This window comes from Telluria sp. AIW5, assembly GCF_056680575.1.
Genome location: NZ_CM155289.1, coordinates 4,201,222 through 4,222,681, shown reverse-complemented (window position 1 = coordinate 4,222,681; position 21,460 = coordinate 4,201,222). Strand labels below are relative to the sequence as shown.

Sequence of the window (21,460 nt, the reverse complement as noted above, 5' to 3'; positions counted from 1 at the left end):
GTCCAATACTTGATTTTGCGCGCTGTGATTCTTTTGTCGTATCACAGCGCAGCGTGTGCGGGATTACCGGGGATCCCGCAAAGCCGCCGGCTTATGGCGCGGACGCGGGCGGCCCCACGCAATACCGGTTACGCCCCTCGTCCTTGGCCTGGTACAGCAAGGCATCGGCCGCGCGAATCAGCGAGGCGCTGGTCTGCGTACGGTCGGGCACCAGCGCGGCGATGCCCATGCTGGCAGTGAGCAGCGGCGCGGTCGGCGAGGCGGCGTGGGCGATGCCGAGCGCCGCCAGTTCGGCCAGCAGGCGCTGCGCCACGCAGGCTGCCCCCAGAGCATCCGTCTCGGGCAGCAGGATCGCGAATTCCTCGCCGCCGTAGCGGGCGACCATGTCCTGGGCCCGGTTCGCGGCGCGGCACATGGCGCGCGCCACTTGTTCCAGGCAGGCGTCGCCGGCCTGGTGGCCGTAATGGTCGTTGTACAGTTTGAAGTGGTCGATGTCGGCCAGGACCAGCGCCATCGGCAGCCTGGCGCGGGCGGCGCGGCGCCATTCGGAATCGATCCGTTCGCTGAAGGCGCGCCGGTTTGCCACGCCGGTCAGGCTGTCGGTGAGCGTGAGGGCGCGCAACGCGTCGGCCTGGCGTTTGACGGTCAGCTGGGTGCGCACGCGGGCGCGCACGACGGCGGCGTTCACCGGCTTGCTGATGAAGTCGGCCGCGCCGGCCTCGAGCGCGCGGGTTTCGTCTTCCGGCGAGGAGAGGGCGGTCACGAAAATGACGGGCGTGCCGGCGGTCTCGGGCGCGGCGCGCAAGGCTTGCAGCACCGCGTAACCGTCCATGCCGGGCATGACGGCGTCCAGCAGGATCAGGTCCGGAACCTGGCTGTGCACCAGCGCGAGCGCCTTCGCGCCGTCGAGGGCGAACAGCACTTCGTGCTCGTCCTGCAATGCCGCGTGCAGGATCTGGATGTTTTCCATCGCGTCGTCGACGACCAGGATGCGCCCGTTCAGGGCGAGTTCGGTCCAGCTCATGCGTCTCCCTTTTGTTCCAGTATAGCCGCCAGCAGCGAGGCCGCGTGGTCGAAGCGCAGCGTGCCGACCGCCTCGGCCAGCGCGTGCGCTTCGCTCGCGCCGGCCAGCAGGTCCAGGCCCGGGGCAAGCGCAGCATGGGTCGCCAGCGCCTTCAAATTGTTATTCTGAAGCAATTCCAGCAAGTATGCCAACGCGGACCCGTCCACCTGTCCGGTCGGCGTCGGCAACGGGGCCGGGGCGAGTGCGCGCGCGGCGGCCTGCAGCGGCGCCAGGCTGGCATCGAGCAGGACCAGCTGGCGCGCGGCCTGCGCATCGTCGCCCGCGCGCAGCGCCGCTTCCAGCGCGAGCGCGTGCGCGGCCAGCGCGCTGGCGCCGAGATTGGCGGCCACCCCGCGCAGGCGGTGCGCGCCCGCCAGCACGTCCTGGCGCTGGCCTGCTTCAAGCTGCGCGTGCAACTCGTCGACGCCCGCGCCGGCGCCGGCCGCGAAGCGGTTGAACACGGCGCCAAAGGCGTCGAGACTGCCGCCGAAGCGCGGCAGCGCCGCCTGCAGGTCGATGCCGGGCAGGTCCGGCAAGGCGGCGCCGGCACCGGCGCCGGCAACACCGGTTGCGCCGGCGCGCCCGGTCAGCCGCGCCAGCGTCGCGACCAGCTCGTCGACGTCGATCGGCTTCGATAAATGGTCGTCCATGCCGGCGTCGAAGGCGCGGCGCCGGTCTTCGGCGAGCGTGTTCGCGCTCATCGCGATGACGGGCAGCGCGTGCAGGCCCATCGCGCGGATCGCTTCGCAGGCGGCGTAGCCGTCCATGACCGGCATTTGCAAATCCATCAGCACGGCGTCGTAGACGGCGCCGGGCGCCTGCAGCAGGTCGAGCGCGGCGCGGCCGTCCGGCGCCACCGCGACCCGCGCGCCGGCATGGGTCAGCACATAGGTCGCCACTTCCTGGTTGATGGCGTTGTCCTCGACCACCAGCACGGAGAGGCCCGCCAGGCAGGATGCCAGCGGCGAACGCGCCGCGGGCACCGCCGTGGCCTTACTGCGCAGCTCGTCGAGGGCGGCCTCCAGCGCCGCATGCGTGAATGGCTTGCCGAGCAGGGTCACGCGCGGTGCAGCGGCCGGGAACACAGGCGCCTCGGCATACGCGTCTTCCACCAGCAGCACCGTCGGCGGCAGCGTGGGGGCGGGGATGGCGGCGGCAAGATCCGCCATCCCGGCGTCGACAAAGGCGAGATCGAAGGCGCCGCCGGCCAGCAGTTCGCGCATTGCACGCCCGTTCGCCGCCCAGGCAGTTTCCCAGCCCCGCGCATGCAGGGCGCTGCGGAGCGCCGCGGCCGCGCTGGCGTTGTCGTCGGCGACCAGCACGCGCAGCGGCGGGCTGCCGGTGCGCGCTGCTTGCGGTGGCTCCAGCTCGCCGAAATCCGCTTCGAAATGGAAGGTCGAGCCGCGGCCAGGCGCGCTTTCCACGCCCAGGCTGCCTCCCATCAGCGCCACCAGCCGGCGCGCGATCGACAGGCCCAGGCCCACGCCGCCGTACTTGCGGCCGGTCGAGCTGTCGCCCTGCGAGAAGGGTTCGAACAGGCGTGCCTGGTCGGATTGCGCGATGCCGATGCCGGTGTCGCGCACGGCAAAGCGCAGGCGCACCCGGCCCGGACTGCGCGCGGCCACGTCCACCGACAACACGATCTCGCCGCCCTCGGTGAATTTGACGGCATTGCCCACCACATTGAGCAGCACCTGCTCTAACCGGGTCGGGTCGCCGCGCAGCAGGTGCGGCACGTCCGGCGCCACCGCGAACACGGTCTCGATGCCCCTGGCCCGGGCGTTGGGCGCGTTCAGGACGGCGATGCCCTGCAGCGTGGCGTCGAGCTGCAGCGGCACGTGTTCCAGCACCAGCTGGCCGGCGTCGGTCTTGGCGTAGTCGAGCAGGTCGTTCAGGATGCCGAGCAGCGAGCTGGAGGCGCGCCGGATGTGGGCGACGTGAGCCCGTTCGCGCCGGCCCAGCGGCGCTTCTTCCAGCAGGCGCGCCAGGCCCATGATGGCGTTCATCGGGGTGCGGATTTCGTGGCTCATGTTGCCGAGGAATTCGCTCTTCGCGCGGCTGGCCTGCTCGGCCTCGCCCAGCGCCTGCACCAGGCGGCCCTCGGTGAGTTTCAGTTGCGAGACGTCGGCATGCAAGGCGTAGACGCCGCGCACCTTGCCGGCCTTGTCGATGTCGGGGAGATAGCTGCCCCAGACGTGGACCGGCTCGCCGTCCACGTTGCGCAGCTCGGTCTCGAAATTCTGCGGCGTTCCTGCCAGCACGCCGCGTATGTGGGGGGCCAGCTGGGCGAGCACGTCGGCCGGGATCAGTTCGCGCGCGTGGCGCCCGAGCGCGGCGGCATCGTCGTCGACGCCGAGCCAGGCCAGCGCAGGGCGGTTCGCGAAACGCAGCCGCTCGTCGGCATCCCAGTAGCTGACCAGCGCCGGCAGGTTGTCGGTGACGGTGCGGATGAAGCGCTCGCTCTGGCGCAGCTGGGCGCCGCTGGCGCGCAGCGCGGCATCGGCCGCCACGCGTTCGGTGATGTCGCGGATCGTCACCTGCATCATGCCGCGCCCGCCGATGTCGACGCTGGAGAGCCGGATGTCGGCGTGGAAATTGCCGCCGTCGCGGCGCCGGTGCACCCACTCGAACTGGACGCCGCCTTCGTCGAGCGCGCGGCGCATCAATTCGGAGGCCATCTCGTCGGAGCGCCGGCCGTTGGGCTGGAATTCCGGCGAGGCGCTGGCCGGGGACAGCATCACGAGTTCCTCGACCGTGCAGCCGAACAGGGTGGCCGCGGCGGGATTGGCGCTGACGAAGTGGGCGTTATAGGCGAGCAGTGCCTGGGCATCGCCCGACCCCTCGAACAGGACGCGGAACATCTCCTCGTTGTCGCGGTTTTTCTGCTCGAGCATCTTGCGCTCGGTGATGTCGATCACCACCGCGTTGATGCCGACCAGCTCGCGCCCCGGCCCGAACACGGGGTAGTAGCTCGACAGCCAATAACGGGACACGCCCGGCTCGGCCGGCACTTCGCCGGCCACCTCGAGGTCGCGTAACGCGCGCCCGGTTTCCAGCACGCGGCGATACGGCGCTTCGAAGGTCCTGCCGACCTCGCCCAGCAGTTCGGGCAGGGTGCGCCCGAGGTGGGCGGCCGCCGGGATGGCATTGATCGCCGCGAGGCAGTCGTTGATCATCACGAAACGCAGGTCGCGGTCGAGGAAGCACAGGCCGACCGGCGCCGTGGCATACACCGTTTCGATCCGCGCGTGCAGGCGTTCCAGTTCGGCCGTGCGGTCGGACACGCGCGCTTCCAGGTCGCCGCGGTAGCGCAGCAATTCGCTTTCGACTTCCTGCAGCGCTTCGGCCACCACGGCGGTCTCGCGGATTGCCGGCGGCATCAGGCCGAGCGGCTCGCCACGGCCGAGCGCGGCGGCCGGCTGCACCAGGCCCCGCACCGAGCGCGCGATGGCGCCGCCGATGATCCAGGCCAGCAGCAGGCCCAGCGCCAGCAAGCAGGAGGAAGCGGCGACGGTGGCCGGCAGCGTATCGCCGAGCAGCTCGCGCGCCGCATCGTCGGGATAGCTGACCGCGACCATCCAGCCGTGCCGCGGCGAGCGCATCCAGGCTGCGTGCACGCGGGCGCCGCCGTCGTCGGGCAAGTCGACCAGGCCTTCGGGCCTGGCCGCCGCACTCGAGGCCAGCACGCCGTTCATCGGCGTGCCGGCGTAGCGCGCGCCATCGGCGTTGCTTGCCACCACCATGCCGCGCCCGTCGAAGACTTCGGCCACCCAGCCGGGCGGCAATTGCTGGGCCGCAAGCAGGTCGGCGATCCGTTTCGGGCGCACACGGCTCGAGAGCACCCAGGCGACCTTGCCCTCGCGCCAGACCGGCACGTCGGCGGAAAAAACGAAGGCCTGGCCTGGTTCCGGACGGTACAGGCTGGAGATGCGGGCGTCGCCGCGCAGGAAGACAGCGTCGATCGACTCGCGATTCGGTATGGCCGGCAAGCCGCTGGCGAAGGGGTGGCCGGTGTCGAGCAGTGCACGGCCGCCGGGGCCGCTCAGGGCGAAGCCGGATGCGGGAAATTCCGGACGCAGCACCAGCCGGTGCGCCTGGGCGTGGAATTCGCCGAGCGTGGCGGGCGCCAGCGTCGGCCAGGCGGCGGCGACCCGGGCGGCGGTTTCGGCGCTCTCGAGCTCGCGGTCGAGGGCGGCGGCCAGCGCGCGGGTGATGGTCGCGGCGTCGCGCGCCACGTGGCGTGCCTCGCGCTGGCCGGCATCGCGCACGAACGCGATGTAGGCGAGCAGGAGCGGCAGGACGCTGGCAAGGACAAGGGTGAACAGCTTCGAGCGGATCGAAGGCAGGGATGAGCGGCGAAACAGAGACAAAAGCGATCCAGGTCGGCGCGGCGCGAATGCGCCGCCAGCGAGCATGGTATCCAAGACTGGGGCGGGCGGTAGCGCCGGGGGCCGCCGCCATCCCTATCTGTAGAGCATCAGCAACACTTATTTCCAACAATCATAGGTATTTGGCAAGCTCCACCTTGGCAATCGCGTTGCGGTGCACCTCGTCCGGACCATCGGCCAGGCGCAGCGTACGGTTGCCCGCCCACTGGGCAGCCAGCGGGAAGTCGTCCGATACGCCGCCGGCGCCATGGGCCTGGATCGCCCAGTCGAGCACCTGCTGGGCCACGTTCGGCGCCAGCACCTTGATCATCGCGATCTCGGCCGCGGCGACCTTGTTGCCGACCGTGTCCATCATCCACGCCGCCTTTAACGTGAGCAGGCGCGCGGTGTCGATCCGGATGCGCGATTCGGCGATGCGCTCGCGCCAGACGCCCTGTTCCGAAATCTTCTTGCCGAAGGCGACCCGGGAATCGAGGCGCTTGCACATCAGCTCCAGGGCCCGTTCGGCGACGCCGATCGCGCGCATGCAGTGGTGGATGCGGCCTGGTCCGAGGCGGCCCTGGGCGATCTCGAAGCCGCGGCCTTCGCCGAGCAGCATGTTCGCGGCCGGCACCCTGACGTTCTCGAACAGGATTTCGCAGTGGCCGTGCGGGGCGTCGTCGTAGCCGAAGACGGGCAGCGGACGCTTGATGGTGATGCCCGGGGTATTCGCCGGCACCAGGATCATCGATTGCTGCTGGTGGCGCGCGGCCGTCGGGTCGTTCTTGCCCATGACGATGAAGATCTGGCAGCGCGGGTCGCCGGCGCCGGAGATCCACCATTTATGGCCGTTGATGACGTATTCATCGCCCTCGCGCTCGATGCGGGTCGCGATGTTCGTCGCGTCGGACGAAGCGACGTCGGGCTCCGTCATTGCAAAGGCGGAGCGGATCTCGCCGCGCAGGAGCGGTTCGAGCCACTGCTGCTTGTGTTCTTCGGAGGCGTAGCGTTCCAGCGTTTCCATGTTGCCGGTATCCGGCGCCGAGCAATTGAACACTTCCGGCGCCCAGCCGACGCGGCCCATGATTTCGCAGAGCGGCGCGTAATCGAGGTTCGATAGGCCTTCCGGCGCACGCTTCGATTTCGGCAGGAACAGGTTCCACAGCCCCTGTTCGCGCGCCAGCGGCTTCAGGCGCTCGATCAGCTCGGTCGGCACCCAGCGGTTGCCGGCGACGCCGTTGGCATCGATTTCCCTTTTATAGGCTTTTTCGTTCGGGTAGATGTGCTCGTCCATGAAGGCGAGCAGGCGGGTGCGCAGTTCCTTGCAGCGGTCGGAATACTCGAAATCCATTGTGGTCTCCTGGGTGTTATACCTGCGGGTTCGCGAATTGCCAGGCCATCTCGGCCATCGGGCGGGCGGCCTTGCCGTTTTCCAGCGCCTGCGCGCTCGAGGCGGTGCCGTCGACATAGCGTTTCATGATGCCTTGCATGATGCCGGCCAGCCGGAACATGTTGTAGGCGAGGTAGAAATTGAAATCTTCCAGCCGGATCGTCTTGCCGGTGCGCTCGGAATAGCGCGCAACATAGGTTTCCAGGTCAGGAATGCCGAGCCCGGCCAGGTCGAGCCCGCCGATGCCGCGGAATTTACCCGGCGGGATGTGCCAGCTCATGCAGTGGTAGGAGAAATCGGCCAGCGGATGGCCCAGGGTCGACAGCTCCCAGTCGAGCACGGCGAGGATGCGCGGCTCCGTCGGGTGGAAAATGATGTTGTCCAAGCGGAAGTCGCCGTGCACGATGGAGGTGTCTTCTCCCGGCGGGATGTTTTTCGGCAGCCATTCGATCAGGCGGTCCATCGCTTCGATCGGTTCGGTCGCGGAGGCCTGGTACTGCTTCGTCCAGCGCTCGATCTGGCGCGCGAAATAATTGCCGGGCTTGCCATAGTCCTGCAGGCCGATGGCGGCGTAGTCGATCGTGTGCAGCTGGGAGATGACGCGGTTCAGCTCGTCGTAGATGGCGCCGCGTTCTTGCGGCGTCATGCCCGGGAGCGATTGCTCCCACAGCACGCGGCCCTCGACGAAATCCATCAGGAAAAAGGCGCGGCCGATGACCGATTCGTCGGTGCACAGCGCGATCTGGCGCGGTACCGGAAAGCCGGCCCCGTGCAGTGCACGCATGACGCGGAATTCGCGGTCGATGGCGTGGGCCGAGGGCAGCAGTTTCGCGGCCGGGCCGGGTTTGGTGCGCAGGACGAATTGCTGCGTCCCGGCGCGTAATTTGAAGGTCGGATTCGACTGTCCGCCCTTGAATTGTTCCACGGCCAAAGGGCCGGCCGGGAAGTCCGCCACGTTCGCCCGCAGCCAGCCGGCAAGCGCCTCGACATCGAATTTCTGGCGCTCGGACACCGGCTTGGTCCCCATCATTTCTTCATACACTGGCGTCTCCTCCTGTGTTGTTGTCGACCTTCATTGTCGATCGATTGTAGCTGATGAAGTGCACGACCGTACTATTTATTTTGCCAACTTATTTGCCAACCTGGTTGCCGCCTTCAGCTGCCGCGGCGGTACTGCGTGTACAGCTGTTCCATGGTCGTACTGCGGGCGTCGGGCTGCAGCGGGGAGGGTGGCACGTGGTTCACGAAACGCACTACCCAGTCGAGCGGATCGCTGCCCACATCGAGCGCGTTGATGCAGCCCGCTTCCTGCGCCAGGCCGCCGAGGAACAGGCGCTGGCCGGTGAGGGCGAGCGAGAGGATCGCGCAGTTGACGCCGCCGTGCAGGACCAATAAGGCGGTGTCCCAGTCGGGGGCGGCACGCAGGCGCATCAAGGCGGGGTGGACCCGGTCCATCATCTCGCCGACGGATTCGCCGCCGAGGAAGCGCTGTTCGGGATTCACCAGGCCTTCGAAGGCGCCGGTGAAGGCGCGTTTCAGGTCAGCGTCGGGGATGGTCGAGAGCCGGCCGCCGCGGATTTCGTGGAGCTCGGGCCAGGTGTCGGGTTCGATTTGTTGGCCCGTGACGGCGAGCACGCGGGCGGCGGTTTCGACGGTGCGGGGAAGGCCGGAGACGATGACGCGGTCGAAGCGGATGCCGCTGGCGGCAAAGGCGGCGCCTGCGGCATCGGCCTGGGCGCGGCCTTTTTCGTTGAGCGGGACTTGTTCGGGCAGGGCGGGGCGGCCGGCTGCGTCGAAGTAGGTGACGCTGCCGTGGCGCATCAGGAAAATGCGGCGGCGGGCACTGGGTTGGTCGTGCATGACATCTCCACGTAAATTGAACGGAGCCGCGTAGGGTGGGCGCCCCGTGCCCACGCGTGAAGCCCGCACCGTGTTGACCGGTTTTTTCCCAAAACGAAGCCAACACGATGCGACATTTACGCGTGGGCACAGGGCGCCCACCCTACGAATCTTGTTTATATTACACGCGCCCAACTATCCAACGCGGCCTTTCAACCACAAAACTAATTCCAACGGTAAATATCCCCCCGTTCTGCCTTAAAATGATTTCCCATTTTTAAAGCATTACAAGGGGCGGTATGGCGAGGCCAGAAAAAGTCCGGCTCGGCGAAATCCTGGTGCAGCAAAAGCTGCTGTCCGAGGAGCAGCTGGACCAGGCATTGAGCGACCAGAAACGCACCGGGCGCAAGCTCGGGCGCGTCTTCGTCGAAAACGGATTTGTCACCGAAGAGCAGATCTCGGGCGCGCTGGCGCGCCAGCTGAACATCCCCTACATCAACCTGAAGTTCTACAACATCAGCGACGCCCTGGTGCGCCTGCTGCCGGAAACGGCCGCGCGCCGCTTCCGGGCGCTGGTGCTGGAAGAACGCCAGGGCGGCCTGCTGGTGGGCGTGTCCGATCCGACCGACCTGTTCGCCTACGACGAGATCGCGCGCCTCCTGAAGAAGAACGTCGAGCTGGCCGTGGTCAACGAGACCGAGGTGCTGCACACGATCGACCGCATCTACCGCCGCACCGGGGAAATCACCGATTTCGCGAAAGAGGTCGAGGCCGACATCGGCGACGCCTTCGTCGACTTCGGCGCCATGACGGCGAACCCGGGCCTGGAAGAGGCGCCGGTCGTCAAACTGCTGCAGTCGGTGTTCGACGACGCGACGCAGGTGCGCGCTTCCGACATCCACATCGAGCCGCAGGAAGGGCGCCTGCAAATTCGCTTTCGCATCGACGGCGTGCTGCACCTGCAGACCGAGGCCGACATCAAGATCGCCACGCCGCTCGCCTTGCGCCTGAAACTGATGGCCGACCTGGATATTTCGGAAAAACGCCTGCCGCAGGACGGCCGCTTCGCGATGAAGGTCAAGAGCCAGCGCATCGACGTGCGTATCTCGACCATGCCGACCCAGTTCGGCGAGTCGGTCGTGATGCGCCTCTTGAACCAGGCCGGCAACACGCTGCGCCTGGAATCGATCGGCATGCCCCGTAAAATGCTGGAGCGCTTCCGCGCCATCGTCCAGCGCCCGAACGGCCTGGTGCTGGTCACCGGCCCCACCGGTAGCGGCAAGACCACCACCTTGTATAGCGCGCTGGCCGAACTGAATTCGGTCGAAAAGAAGCTGATCACGGTGGAAGATCCGGTCGAATACCGGCTGCAGGGCATCAACCAGGTGCAGGTGAACGACAAGATCGAGCTCTCCTTTGCACGCGTGCTGCGCTCCGCGCTGCGCCAGGACCCCGACATCGTGCTGGTCGGCGAGATGCGCGACCAGGAAACCGCGCAGATCGGCCTGCGCGCCGCCATGACCGGCCACCTGGTGCTCTCGACCCTGCACACGAACGATGCCGCATCGACCCCGCTGCGCCTGATGGACATGGGCGTGCCGCGCTACATGGTCGGCGGCTCCCTGCAGGCCGTGCTGGCCCAGCGCCTGGTACGCGTGATCTGCGAGAGCTGCAGCACGGCCTACACGCCGACCCCGCCCGAGCAGACCTGGCTGCGCGCCGAACTCGGTAGCTTCGTCGAGCAGGCCCAGTTCTTCCACGGCAAAGGCTGCTCGCATTGCAACGGCACCGGCTACCGCGGCCGCACCGGCGTCTACGAGCTGCTGGAAATGACGCGCGCCGTCACCGACGCAGCCAACCACCCGGACCCGGCCCACTTCCTGAAGGTGGCGCATGGCGAGATGGGCGGCGAGACCTTGCGCCGCCACGGCGTGCAGCTGGCCGTGCAGGGCCGCACGACAGTCGGCGAAGCCATGCGCATCAGTAACCAGATGGACGACTGATGCCCTTCTTTGCCTACAAGGGCCGCAATGCGCGCGGCGAACTGATGCAGGGCGTGCTCGAAGGGCTCGACGCCGGGGCGGTCGCCGACCAGCTGTTCGGCACCGGCGTCACGCCGGTCGAGATCGTGGCGACCCGGCGCGGCGCTGTCAGCAACGGCGGCAGCGGCGGCGGCCTGCAGGACGTCTGGCGCCGCCTGAAAGAAAAGAAAGTCACGTCGATGGACGTGCAGCTGTTCTCGCGCCAGATGCATACCTTGCTCAAATCGGGCGTGCCGATCATGCGCGGCCTGGCCGGCCTGCAGGAGTCGGCCACCAGCGCGGCGTTTGCGCGCGTGATCCGCGACGTGCGCGAGTCGCTCGATTCGGGGCGCGAACTGTCCGCCGCGATGCGCCGCCACCCGGAATGCTTCTCGAGCTTCTACCTGTCGATGGTGCGCGTGGGCGAGATGACGGGCCGCCTGGAAGAGGTCTTCCTGCGCCTGTTCGACCACCTCGAGTTCGACCGCGACATGCGCGACCGCGTCAAGACGGCGCTGCGCTACCCGAGCTTCGTGATGATCGCGATGGCCCTGGCCATGGTCGTCGTCAACATCTTCGTGATCCCGCAGTTCGCCAAGGTGTTCGAGAGTTTTCACGCGACGCTGCCGCTGATGACGCGCATCCTGATGGCGACCTCCCGCTTCACGATCGACTACTGGCCGCTGCTGGCCGGCGGCACGGTCGGCGCCTTCGTCGCCTTCCGCTCCTGGGTCGGCACCACGGCCGGGCGCTACAGCTTCGACAAGCGCAAGCTCGGTTTCCCGATCGCCGGCAAGATCATTTTGAAGGCGACGATGGCGCGTTTCGCGCGCAGCTTCGCGCTCTCGATGCGCAGCGGGGTGCCGGTGGTGCAGGCGCTGACCGTGGTCGCGCAGACCGCCGACAACGCGTATCTTGCCGCGCGCATCGAGCAGATGCGCGACGGCGTCGAGCGCGGCGAGAGCATCCTGCGCACCTCGACCGCGGCCAACGTCTTCACCCCGATCGTGCTGCAGATGATCGCGGTGGGCGAGGAAACCGGTTCGCTCGACGACCTGATGGACGAGATCGCGCTGATGTACGAACGCGAGGTCGATTACGAACTGAAAACCCTGTCGAGCCAGATCGAGCCGATCCTGATCACCTTCCTCGGCGTGATGGTGCTGGTGATGGCGCTCGGTATCTTCCTGCCGATCTGGGACCTGGGCAAGGCCGCCTTGCATCGATAATGCGAACGATCCTCTCCACCCGGCAGCGCGGCGCGACCCGCCTGGAAGCGGCACTGGCCAGCATCCTGGCGGCGCTGCTGGCCGGCGTGTTGCTGAACAGCCTCATCAGCGTGAAGGGCGAAACCGAGGACGTCGCGGCAAAACAACTGATCGGGTCGCTCCGCACCGCACTGGCAGTGCGCACCGCCAGGGTCATTTCAACAACAGGCGAAGCCGGTTTATTGGCACTTGCTCAACAGAATCCGATGACATGGTTGCAAAATCGCCCCCAAAACTACCTCGGCGAATACTATTTGCCCCAAAATGAGGCGCTTCCGAGCGGAAACTGGTACTTCGACCGCAGTGCACAAACGCTCGTCTACCTGCCCGCTGCCCAGAAATCTTTTTCTTCTGGGATACAAAAAGTTCTTACCTTCAAGGTAAAATTGGTTGGCGCATCCGGTCCGGTCAATGCAGCGCGACGGGAAAGCGGCAGCGCAGGCCTGGTGCTTGATCAAGTCGACGACCAGGCGGTCGCTTTCAACAATATTGCGGGGTCCGTTCCGCGCTTACATTTCTCGGAGAATAATTAAATGAACAAGAGCATCAAAGCAGCGCAAGGCGGTTTTACCCTGATCGAATTGATCGTCGTGATCGTCATCCTCGGCATCCTGGCCGCGACCGCGCTGCCGAAGTTCGCCAGCCTGAGCGGCGAAGCCCGCCTGGCCAGCCTGAATGCAGCCAAGGGTTCGCTGAGCGCGACCTCGGCCATGACCCATGGTAAATACCTGGTCGCGCCGAACGCGACCATCGCGGTCGAAGGAACCGATGTCACGATGAACGCGACCTCGGGCTATCCATCGGTCAAGACCCAGGCCGACGCGGACGCCCTGGCAGCCGCAGCCGGCCTGTCGGCCGCCGACTACACGGTGTTCGTCCGCGGTACGGCCGGCGCCAACAAGCCAGCCGTGAAAGCAAACCAGGTCGCCATCGTGCCGAACAGCATCGTCGGCACCAAGACTGCCCAGAAGTGCTTCGTGCTGTACGAGGCGTCGACCGCCCTCAACACGCCGCCGGTCATCACCGTCGGCACCCCGACCAATCCGACCCAAGTGGCGAACTGCGAGTAATCGCGTAGTCTATCTGTAACCCCGCCCGTGGCTGGCCCGCATCCCCGACCCTTGCGTCCAGCGTCCAGCCGCGGCACCCGGTTCCACCTTGGCTTCACCATGGTGGAACTGATCGTCGTTATCGTCCTCATCGGCATCCTCGGCACCGTTGCCGCCAGCCGCTTCTTCGAACGCTCCACCTTCGACACCGCCGCCTGGACCGAACAGGTCAGGTCGACGCTGCGCTTCGCGCGCAAGGTGGCGGTCGCCCAGAATGCCCCCGTCTACGTCCACATGACGCGCGAGCGCGTCGCCGTCTGCCTCGACCGCGACACGGCCTGCGCCAACGCCGATTTCCGGCTGCCGGCGCCCGGCGGCGCCAACAGCGGCTCCGCATCGACCCGCGCCGCTTGCGGTTCCGGCAGCTGGATGTGCGAGGGCCGCCCGTCCGGCGTCACCATGGGCCTGCCGGGCGATGCCGTGTCTTCCCCCGGCGGTGTCGAGTTCAACGGCCTGGGCCAGGCGCGCATGATCGACGGTTTCAAAGGCCGCCTCGAGATCGGCGGCGACGGCCTCACCAATACCATCGGCGTCGACCCGGAGACCGGCTATGTCGACTGAACGCCGCCTCCACGGCCGCCACCGCCAGTCCGGCGTCACCTTGGTCGAACTGATCCTGTTCATGGTGATCGTTTCGATTGCGCTGGCCGGCATCCTGCAGGTCATGCGCATGACGACCGCCAACAGCGCCGACCCGCTGCGCCGCAAGCAGGCCCTGATGATCGCCGAGGCCCTGCTCGAGGAAGTGCGCGGGGCGGGCTTCACCATCTGCGACCCGCGCTCGAAAGACGTCGACACGATTACCAAAACAGGCGACTGCGAGTTCCCGGAAAACTTCGGCAACGAAGGCCCCGCGGGCACCCAGTTCGTCCGTCCTTACGACAACGTCAACGATTACGGCGCCCCCGCCAACGCACCGGTCGCCGCCTTCAACGACAGCACCGGCAAGCTGGCCGACGCCCTCGGCCGCCGCATGGACGTCGCCGGCTACAGCGCCTCGGTCGCCGTCATCCCCGACAAGCTGGGCGACATCGCCGCCGGCGCCGGCGCCGACAGCGATGCCCTGCGCATCCGCGTGACGGTCAGTTACGAAGGCGACGGGCCGGTCGTCCTCGACGGCTACCGCGCGCGCTATGCGCCGACACCGGGGGGGCAATGAGCCCGGCCCGGCAGCGCCGCGCGCGCGGCTTCACCCTGGTCGAGGCGATCGTCGTGATCGTCATCATCGGCATCATCGGCGCCATCGTCGCCGTGTTCATCCGCGCGCCGCTGCAGGGCTATGCCGACAGCGTCGCGCGCGCCGAGGCGGGCGACGAAGCCGACCTGGCGCTGCGCCGCATGGCGCGCGACATCCGCCTGGCGCTGCCCAACAGCGTGCGCGTGAACGCCGCCGGCAGCGCCATCGAATTCCTGCTGACGAAAACCGGCGGGCGCTATCTCGCCGTGGAGGATGCCGTCGCCGACAAGCCGGTGCTCGATTTCGCCGACGCCGCGAAGACCGAATTCACCGTCGTCGGCGGCCTGCAAACCGCCGTCGAAGCGGACGAGTATGTCGTCGTCTACAACCTCGGCACCGGGATGGCGCCCGCCGACGCGTATGGACAGGACCCGGCAAACCGCAACATCGCCCGGGTGGCCGAGCGGGCCGACGCCGGCGCCACGCTGCTCAAGCTGAAAAGCAACCCGTTCGCGCGCGAGGAGCCGATGCCCTCGCCGGGGCGCCGCTTCCAGGTCGTCAGCACCCCCGTCACCTATGCCTGCGAGAGCAGGAACGGCAGCCTGGTCCTGACCCGCTACGCCGGCTACGACATCCGCGGCGAGATCACCGACCCGATGGCGGGCGCCGCGACGACTTCAGGCGTGCTGGCGCGCCGCGTGGCGAGCTGCGCCAACCTGTTCAGCTACGGCGAGGCCGACGTCGAACTGCGCCGCAGCGCGCTGGTCCTGCTGGCGCTGACGCTGCACACGCGCGGCGCCGGCGACGCCGGCAACGGGACGGTGCGCCTCATCCACCAGGTCCACGTCGACAACACGCCATGAACTACGCCCTCATTTCCACCGTCCGCGCCCGCCGCCGCAGCGCCGGCATCGGCATCGTCACCGCGATTTTCCTGCTGGTGGTGCTGGCCGGCCTCGGGGTCGCCCTGGTCACCCTGTTCACGCAGCAGCAGCAGGGGATCGCGCTCGACGAGCAGGGCGTGCGCGCCCAGCAGGCGGCACGTGCCGGTATCGAATGGGGCTTGTTCCACCGGCTGCGCGACCAGGCCTGCGCGGACGGCCAGACCTATCCGGTCGCCCTCGCAGGCGAGGTGCTGCGGGGGTTCACGGTCGCGGTCTCGTGCAGGATTGCGGGCGATCCGGCGGACAAGCTGGTCTCGTCCGACCCGGACGCCAACCTCGAGCGCTGGATCATCCGCGCGGTCGCCTGCGCGCCGGCAAAGGAGGGCGCCTGTCCGCCCAGCTGGAACAATCCCGATTACGTACGGCGCGTGATCGAGGTGCAGATATGAGCCTGCGCTCCGTCTTCCTGCGGCTGCTGGCGCTGGTATTGCTGGCCACCGCGGGCGCGGCGCGTGCCGACACGCCGATCACGCTCTGGAAATCCTTCGACGGCCGGGTGAACTTCGCAGGCACCCAGGTCTCGCTGCGCACCAGGAGCAACACCAGCGGTGCCTGTACGGTCAGTTCCGCGGGCACCAACCGCACGGCGAAGCTGTCGCTGCCGTCGGGGGCGACGGTCCTCTCGGCGCAGTTGTACTGGGCCGGCTCCGGCACCAGCGACAGCACCGTCAGCTTCGAGGGCAAGTCGGTGACGGCCAGCCGCAAGTACACCTCAAGCACCGTCGGCGGCGGCCTCAATTACTTCGGCGGCGCGGCCGACGTGACGACAGTCGTCCAGAAAAAGGGCGCCGGCACCTACAGCTTCTCGGGCCTGACGGTGTCGAACGGGAAGCCGTGGTGCAACTCGCAGGCCGTGCTCGGCGGCTTTTCACTGCTGGTCGTGTATTCGAATCCGGCCGAACCGGAACGCGTGCTGAACCTGTACGAAGGTTTCCGCTACCTGCAGAACAGCGAACTGATCGTCAGTGCCAGCAATTTCCGCTGGAACCGGACCGCAACGCCCGTGAGGGAAAAGGCGCGCATCGGCCACATCACCTGGGAAGGCGACCCGACCCTGGCCCAGGATGGCGAGCGCCTGCTGTTCGAGGGCAACGAGGTATCCGACTCGCTCAACCCGGAAGGCAACCAGTTCAATTCGAAAAGCAATATCAACGGCGACAGCGCTTCCTACGGCATCGACTTCGACGCCTACGATACCTCGGTCCTGATCTGGTCCTGGCAAGATGCGCGCGTGACGACCTCCTACCGCACCGGCCAGGACCTGGTGCTCCTGAATGCCGAGATCCTGGTGGTGCCGACGGTGCCGGTATCGGACCTGTCGGTCGCGATTGCGCGGCCGGGCGGGCTGCAGGTCGGCCGCAATGCCGTCTATACCGTCACCGTCACCAACAACGGCCCCTACACCGAGGCCGGGCCGGTCACGGTCACCCAGGCGCTGCCCGATGGCATGAGCTACGTATCGGGCAGCGGCACCGGCTGGACCTGCGTGGCCAATGGCGCGCAGGTCACCTGCACCTACCGCGCGGCCATGGCGCCCGACACCAATGCGGCGCCGCTCACGCTCACGGCCGCCGTGACGAGTACCGGCGACAAGACGACCACGGTCACCGTGAAAGGCACAGGCGACGACAATGCGGCCAATAACACGGCCTCGAACAAGGGCACGGCCGCCGCCGCGGCCGTAACGCCCGGCACGGGCCCGGCCACGGGCACGACCGGCTACGTCTTCACCGACAGCAAATGCACGGCCGGCATCAAGGTCGGCGCTGCCGGCCAGGCCTGCAAGGAATACAGCGCCGCGATGGTCGGCGGCCAGTCCGTCGACATCTACCTGACCGCGATCAGCGGGGACCTGCCGACCGCGCCCAGCAAGAGCAAGGAGACGAGCGTAGCGATGCAGTTCTCGCTCGACTGCGTCAATCCCGCCAGCGGCAGCGTCAACGCGACCTATGCCGGCATCGCCCTTCCGGTGTGCGCCGCGTCCGGGCTGCCGGCCGCCTGGTCGGGAAGCACCACCGTCAAGTTCGCGGCAAACGAGGTGTCGGTGAAGCAGGCTTTCGCTTACAACGACATCGGCAGGGTCGCGCTCAGCCTGCTGGCGGGCGGCGCCACCGCCTCGACCCGGCAATTCGTCGTGGCGCCGCTGCGCATCGATTTCAAAAGCATCCGGAGCGGCGCGCTGGACAACCCGAAGAGTACGGCGCCGGACGGCGCCGGCTTCGCCCCGGCGGGCGCGCCCTTGAAGGTCGAGATCGGCGCGCTGCTGGCCGGCACGGCCGGCTACGCCCCGAATTTCGGCAACGAGGACGTGCCGTCGGCGCTCAAGCTTGTCCATGCGGAAGCGGTCAAACTCGTGAGCCTGGGCGAGCTGACGCAAGGCGCGCCCGACTGGACCAAAACCAAAGGCATCGCCACCATCGACGCGGCCTGGAGCGAGGTCGGCGCCATCAATGTCGTGGCCGGCCTGGTGGACGCCGACAATCCCGACGACGCGAGCAAGTCCAACCTCTACCTGGGCGTGCCGACGCCGGGCAGCACGGTCGCGGTCGGCCGCTTCTATCCGGCCTATTTCAAGACCATCGTCAGCGGCCGCTTCGATTGCCCGGCCGTACTTCCCGCCACGCTGAACTGCCCCGGCGACAAGGGCGCCGTGTATTCGCAACAGCCGTTCACGGTCACGGTCGAGGCCTACAACGCCAGCAACGAGCTGGTACAAAATTTCACGGGCGACTGGTACCGGACCGTCACCCTGAGTGCGGTGAAGGAGGCGCGCGGCGAGCCGGCCGAGACGGCGCTCGGTACCGCGACGGGCACCGCCCCGGTGACGATCGCGCCGCCGCCCAAGCCGGCCGATCCGGCCGCGAAGCCACTGCCGTACCCGATGCAGGCGACGGCGACGTTCAAGCTGGCGAGCCCTTACGTCGATACGCCGCCGCGCCCGGCCGTGGGCGATCCACGCACCATCGCCGTGCGCGCCACCGCCGGCGACACGCAGCTGGCCGCCGGCGGCGGCCCCGCCACCGTCGCGGTCGCGATCAGTTCGAACGTCGAGGACTCCGAGGAGGGCGGCATCCTGGTGCTGCACGGCCGCCTGAAGCTGCCGAACGCGCTCGGCACCGATACCCTGCGCACGCCCCTGAACCTGCGCGCCGAATACTACCTCGGCACGGCGGGCTGGCTCTTCAATCCCGGCTTTGCCGAGGCCATCGCGGGCGTGGTACAGCCGGTCTCCTGCGCGGCCGTTGCGGCGACTTTCCTCGACCCGGGCGAAACCTGCGCGGCGCTCATCGGCGCGGCGGACACGAATCCGGTCCTGATGAAAGAGCAAAAGGGCGGCACCTTGTGGCTGCGCGCACCGGGCAAGCGCAAGAACGGCGCGGCCCGCAGCGGCAGCGTCACCCTGCGCTACAGCAGCTGGCCCTGGCTGCCGAGCACGACCGGCCGGGTCAGCTTCGGCAGCCACCGCAGCCCCGTGATCTACGTGCGCGAGTTGTATTTCTGACGCCGCTGCGGCCTGTGTCGCCCGGCGCCGTCCAGTGTGGCCGCAGTCGATTTAGTTCGATGAAAATGTCGATCTTGAATATAATCAATCTTCTACGGTCAAGACACCAGAGATCGCCCCATATCGACAACGGCCCGCATGCGTTTTTTTAGAAAAGCAAAGAAAAGAGAAGGGTGGCTGGCCATCGCGCTGCAAGGCGACGGCCTGGCCGCCGTCAGCATGCAAACGGCGCCCGATATCAAGCCGCAGGTGCGCCAGGCCGTCTTTTATCCGGGCAAGAACGCCGCCGAGTTGCTGGAGAAAGCGGGCCACGAACTGCATGCCCACGCCTACCGCTCGATCACCATGCTGTCCGCGGGCGAATACCAGATCCTCTCGGTCGACGCCCCCAATGTCGCGCCCGACGAGCTCAAGACCGCGGTGCGCTGGCGCCTGAAGGACATGCTCGACTTCCACGTGGACGACGCCACCATCGACGTCCTCGATTTGCCGGTCGACCCGAACGCCGCCGTGCGCGCCCAGCATTCGATGTTCGCCGTCGCCGCGCGCAACAGCGTGATCGAGGCGCGCCAGAAGCTGTTCACCGCGGCCAAGGTCGAGCTGGCCGTGATCGACATCCCGGAAATGGCGCAGAGGAATATCTCGGCCCTGGTCGAGCCGCCCGGGCGCGGCGTGGCGATGCTCTCCTTCTGCGACGAAGGCGGCCTGCTGACGGTCTCCTACCGCGGCGAACTCTACCTGGCGCGCCGCATCGACCTCGCGCTCGCGCAGCTGCTCGACGAGGACGCCGAGCGCCGCAACGCCGCGTTCGACCGCGTCACGCTCGAGCTGCAGCGCTCGCTCGACAACTTCGAGCGCCAGTACTCCTTCATCAGCGTGGCCAAGCTGGTGCTGGCGCCGTCTCCGGTCGTCGGGCTCGACGACTACCTGTCGAGCAACCTCTACACGCCGGTCGATACGCTCGACCTCGCGACCTTGTTCGACTTCGAACGCGCGCCCGAGTTGGCCGACAAACTCCTGCAGCAGCGCTTCCTGGTACCGCTCGGCGCCGCCCTGCGCCACGAGGAGACGGTGCTGTGAGCCAGCAGATCAACCTGTTCAACCCGGTCTTCCTGCAGCAAAAGAAGATTTTTTCGGCACGCACGATGGCGGCCTCGCTGCTGGTGCTCTTCCTCGGGATGGCCGCGCTCCAGGCCTACGGCAAGATGCGCCTGCGGGATTTGCAAAGGCAGGCCGACGCCGGCGCCGCCCAGCTGACACAAAAGCAGAAGCGCCTCGAGAGCGTGAACGCCGAATTCGCGCCGCGCCAGAAAAATCCGGCGGTCGAGGCCGAACTGGCCGAGGCCCAGACCCAGCTCGCTTCGCTGCGCGAAGTCTCCGGCGTGCTCGAACGCGGGGAGCTCGGCAACACGCAGGGCTATGCCGAATACTTCCGCGCGCTGGCGCGCCAGCACGTCGACGGCCTGTGGCTGACGAGCGTCAGCATCACCGGCGCCGGCCTGGACATCGGCGTGCGTGGACGAGCGCTCGATCCGCAGCGCGTTCCCGGCTACCTGAACCGCCTGACCACGGAACCCATCCTGCGCGGCAAGGCCTTCGGCAGCCTGTCCATCAGCCAGGGCGTGGCCGGTGCCCGCCTCGACGAGGGCGGCAAGACGGTCACCACCCCGGCGCCCTTTGTCGAATTCAGCCTGCTGTCGACGCCGGAAGGAGCCAAACCGTGAAGGAACAGCTCACCCGGCTCGCCGCCCGCGTCGATGCGCTCAGCCTGCGCGAGCGGGGGCTGCTGTTCGCGGCGATCGCCGCCGCTACCGTCTTCCTCGTGCATTTCTTTGCGCTGGGGCCGATGTTCGCGAAGCAGGGCCTGCTGCGCACCCAGATCGTCCAGCAGCAGAACAACCTCGAAGGCATCGACAACGAGATCGGCGACAAGGTGCGGGCCGCCCAGGTCGACCCGGACGCGCCGGTGCGCGAACGTATCGCCGCCGTGTGCGCGCAGACGGACGCACTGGCAACCAGCCTGCGCGCGATGCAGAACGGCCTGGTGCCGCCCGAGCGCATGGCGCCATTGGTCGAAGCCATCCTGCGCGCCAACGGCCGCCTGCAACTGGTGTCGATGCGCACGCTGGCGGTCGAGCCGCTGCTCGGCGCGGGCAAGCCGCAGCCCGCCGCGCCCGCGGCACCCGGGGCCGCCAGGCCCGCGGCGCTGCTGTATCGCCACGGCGTCGAAGTGACGGTGCGCGGCAACTACCTCGACATGATCGGCACCATGGCGGCGCTGGAATCGATGCCGACCCAGTTGTTCTGGGGCGCAGCAAAGCTGGACGCGGAAACCTGGCCGGCCTCGCGCCTGACCCTGACCCTGTACACGCTGAGCCTGGACGCGAAATGGATGAAACTGTGAGGCGCATTGTATTCTGCCTGCTGCTGGCAGGCGCGAACCCGGCGGACGCCCAGGCGCTGCAGGACCCGACGCGCCCGCCGGCCGCCCTGATGGCGGGGCAGGGCGGCGCGGCCGGCCAGCCGGATGCCGCTCCCGTCGAGCGCGCGCCGCAGTTGCAGTCGGTGCTGATCGCACGCCAGCCAGGCGGGCGCCACGTGGCCGTGATCGACGGCGAGACCCTGCGCCTGGGCGACACCTACAAAGGCGCGCGCGTGGTGCGCATCGAACAGAACGAGGTGGAGCTGGTGCGCGGACGCGCGCGCCGGGTCCTGACACTGAATGCGGCCGCCGCGCCCAGGGCCGGCGGGATGACGCGGGTACACGACAAATGAAGGAC

At 67.8% G+C, this 21,460-nt stretch carries 18 protein-coding genes; 13 read left to right on the top strand and 5 right to left on the bottom strand.

Going from position 1 to position 21,460, the window contains the following annotated elements:
• Positions 1-91: 91 nt before the first annotated feature.
• The 5 genes from AC1MEM_RS18665 to AC1MEM_RS18645 all read right to left on the bottom strand — a co-directional run bounded on the left by AC1MEM_RS18665 (position 92) and on the right by AC1MEM_RS18645 (position 8,680).
• Positions 92-1,024: a diguanylate cyclase gene (locus AC1MEM_RS18665; protein WP_499473013.1), complete on the bottom strand. Its 933-nt coding sequence runs from the start codon at positions 1,022-1,024 to the stop codon at positions 92-94.
• Positions 1,021-5,433, bottom strand: coding sequence for a PAS domain-containing protein (locus AC1MEM_RS18660; protein WP_499473011.1), 4,413 nt, complete (start codon positions 5,431-5,433; stop codon positions 1,021-1,023). The genes AC1MEM_RS18665 and AC1MEM_RS18660 overlap by 4 nt, the downstream gene beginning before the upstream one ends.
• Before the next feature lie 130 nt (positions 5,434-5,563).
• Positions 5,564-6,781: an acyl-CoA dehydrogenase family protein gene (locus tag AC1MEM_RS18655; protein ID WP_499473010.1), complete on the bottom strand. Its 1,218-nt coding sequence runs from the start codon at positions 6,779-6,781 to the stop codon at positions 5,564-5,566.
• Positions 6,782-6,797: 16 nt separating this feature from the next.
• Positions 6,798-7,847 carry a phosphotransferase gene (locus tag AC1MEM_RS18650; RefSeq protein ID WP_499477694.1) on the bottom strand — a complete coding sequence of 350 codons (1,050 nt, stop codon included), beginning with the start codon at positions 7,845-7,847 and terminating at the stop codon, positions 6,798-6,800.
• A gap of 128 nt (positions 7,848-7,975) precedes the next feature.
• The gene (locus AC1MEM_RS18645; RefSeq protein ID WP_499473008.1) at positions 7,976-8,680 is read right to left on the bottom strand and encodes a histidine phosphatase family protein; all 705 of its coding nucleotides are present in this window, start codon (positions 8,678-8,680) and stop codon (positions 7,976-7,978) included.
• Positions 8,681-8,958: 278 nt separating this feature from the next.
• On the opposite strand from AC1MEM_RS18645, the gene AC1MEM_RS18640 reads away from it, so the two are divergent.
• The 13 genes from AC1MEM_RS18640 (at position 8,959) to AC1MEM_RS18580 (ending at position 21,455) form a co-directional block, all read left to right on the top strand.
• Positions 8,959-10,662: a GspE/PulE family protein gene (locus AC1MEM_RS18640; RefSeq protein ID WP_499473006.1), complete on the top strand. Its 1,704-nt coding sequence runs from the start codon at positions 8,959-8,961 to the stop codon at positions 10,660-10,662.
• On the top strand, positions 10,662-11,909 hold the full coding sequence (locus AC1MEM_RS18635; protein WP_499473004.1) for a type II secretion system F family protein: 1,248 nt from the start codon (positions 10,662-10,664) through the stop codon (positions 11,907-11,909). Before AC1MEM_RS18640 ends, AC1MEM_RS18635 begins: the two co-directional genes overlap by 1 nt.
• Complete coding sequence (locus tag AC1MEM_RS18630) at positions 11,909-12,481, top strand: hypothetical protein (RefSeq protein WP_499473002.1); 573 nt, start codon at positions 11,909-11,911, stop codon at positions 12,479-12,481. The genes AC1MEM_RS18635 and AC1MEM_RS18630 overlap by 1 nt, the downstream gene beginning before the upstream one ends.
• The gene (locus AC1MEM_RS18625) at positions 12,482-13,018 is read left to right on the top strand and encodes a type II secretion system protein (RefSeq protein ID WP_499473000.1); all 537 of its coding nucleotides are present in this window, start codon (positions 12,482-12,484) and stop codon (positions 13,016-13,018) included.
• A gap of 99 nt (positions 13,019-13,117) precedes the next feature.
• Entirely contained in the window at positions 13,118-13,618 is a 501-nt protein-coding gene (locus tag AC1MEM_RS18620; RefSeq protein WP_499472998.1) for a pilus assembly FimT family protein, read from the top strand.
• Positions 13,608-14,216: a prepilin-type N-terminal cleavage/methylation domain-containing protein gene (locus AC1MEM_RS18615; RefSeq protein ID WP_499472996.1), complete on the top strand. Its 609-nt coding sequence runs from the start codon at positions 13,608-13,610 to the stop codon at positions 14,214-14,216. Before AC1MEM_RS18620 ends, AC1MEM_RS18615 begins: the two co-directional genes overlap by 11 nt.
• Positions 14,213-15,097, top strand: a complete 885-nt coding sequence (locus AC1MEM_RS18610) for a prepilin-type N-terminal cleavage/methylation domain-containing protein (RefSeq protein ID WP_499472995.1) — start codon at positions 14,213-14,215, stop codon at positions 15,095-15,097. Before AC1MEM_RS18615 ends, AC1MEM_RS18610 begins: the two co-directional genes overlap by 4 nt.
• Positions 15,094-15,567, top strand: a complete 474-nt coding sequence (locus tag AC1MEM_RS18605) for a pilus assembly PilX N-terminal domain-containing protein (protein WP_499472993.1) — start codon at positions 15,094-15,096, stop codon at positions 15,565-15,567. The genes AC1MEM_RS18610 and AC1MEM_RS18605 overlap by 4 nt, the downstream gene beginning before the upstream one ends.
• Complete coding sequence (locus tag AC1MEM_RS18600; RefSeq protein WP_499472991.1) at positions 15,564-18,680, top strand: hypothetical protein; 3,117 nt, start codon at positions 15,564-15,566, stop codon at positions 18,678-18,680. The genes AC1MEM_RS18605 and AC1MEM_RS18600 overlap by 4 nt, the downstream gene beginning before the upstream one ends.
• A gap of 138 nt (positions 18,681-18,818) precedes the next feature.
• Positions 18,819-19,760, top strand: coding sequence for an agglutinin biogenesis protein MshI (locus AC1MEM_RS18595; protein WP_499472990.1), 942 nt, complete (start codon positions 18,819-18,821; stop codon positions 19,758-19,760).
• Entirely contained in the window at positions 19,757-20,404 is a 648-nt protein-coding gene (locus tag AC1MEM_RS18590) for a PilN domain-containing protein (protein ID WP_499472988.1), read from the top strand. Before AC1MEM_RS18595 ends, AC1MEM_RS18590 begins: the two co-directional genes overlap by 4 nt.
• Complete coding sequence (locus AC1MEM_RS18585; RefSeq protein WP_499472986.1) at positions 20,401-21,084, top strand: type II secretion system protein M; 684 nt, start codon at positions 20,401-20,403, stop codon at positions 21,082-21,084. Before AC1MEM_RS18590 ends, AC1MEM_RS18585 begins: the two co-directional genes overlap by 4 nt.
• On the top strand, positions 21,081-21,455 hold the full coding sequence (locus tag AC1MEM_RS18580; protein WP_499472984.1) for a hypothetical protein: 375 nt from the start codon (positions 21,081-21,083) through the stop codon (positions 21,453-21,455). The genes AC1MEM_RS18585 and AC1MEM_RS18580 overlap by 4 nt, the downstream gene beginning before the upstream one ends.
• Positions 21,456-21,460 lie beyond the last annotated feature (5 nt).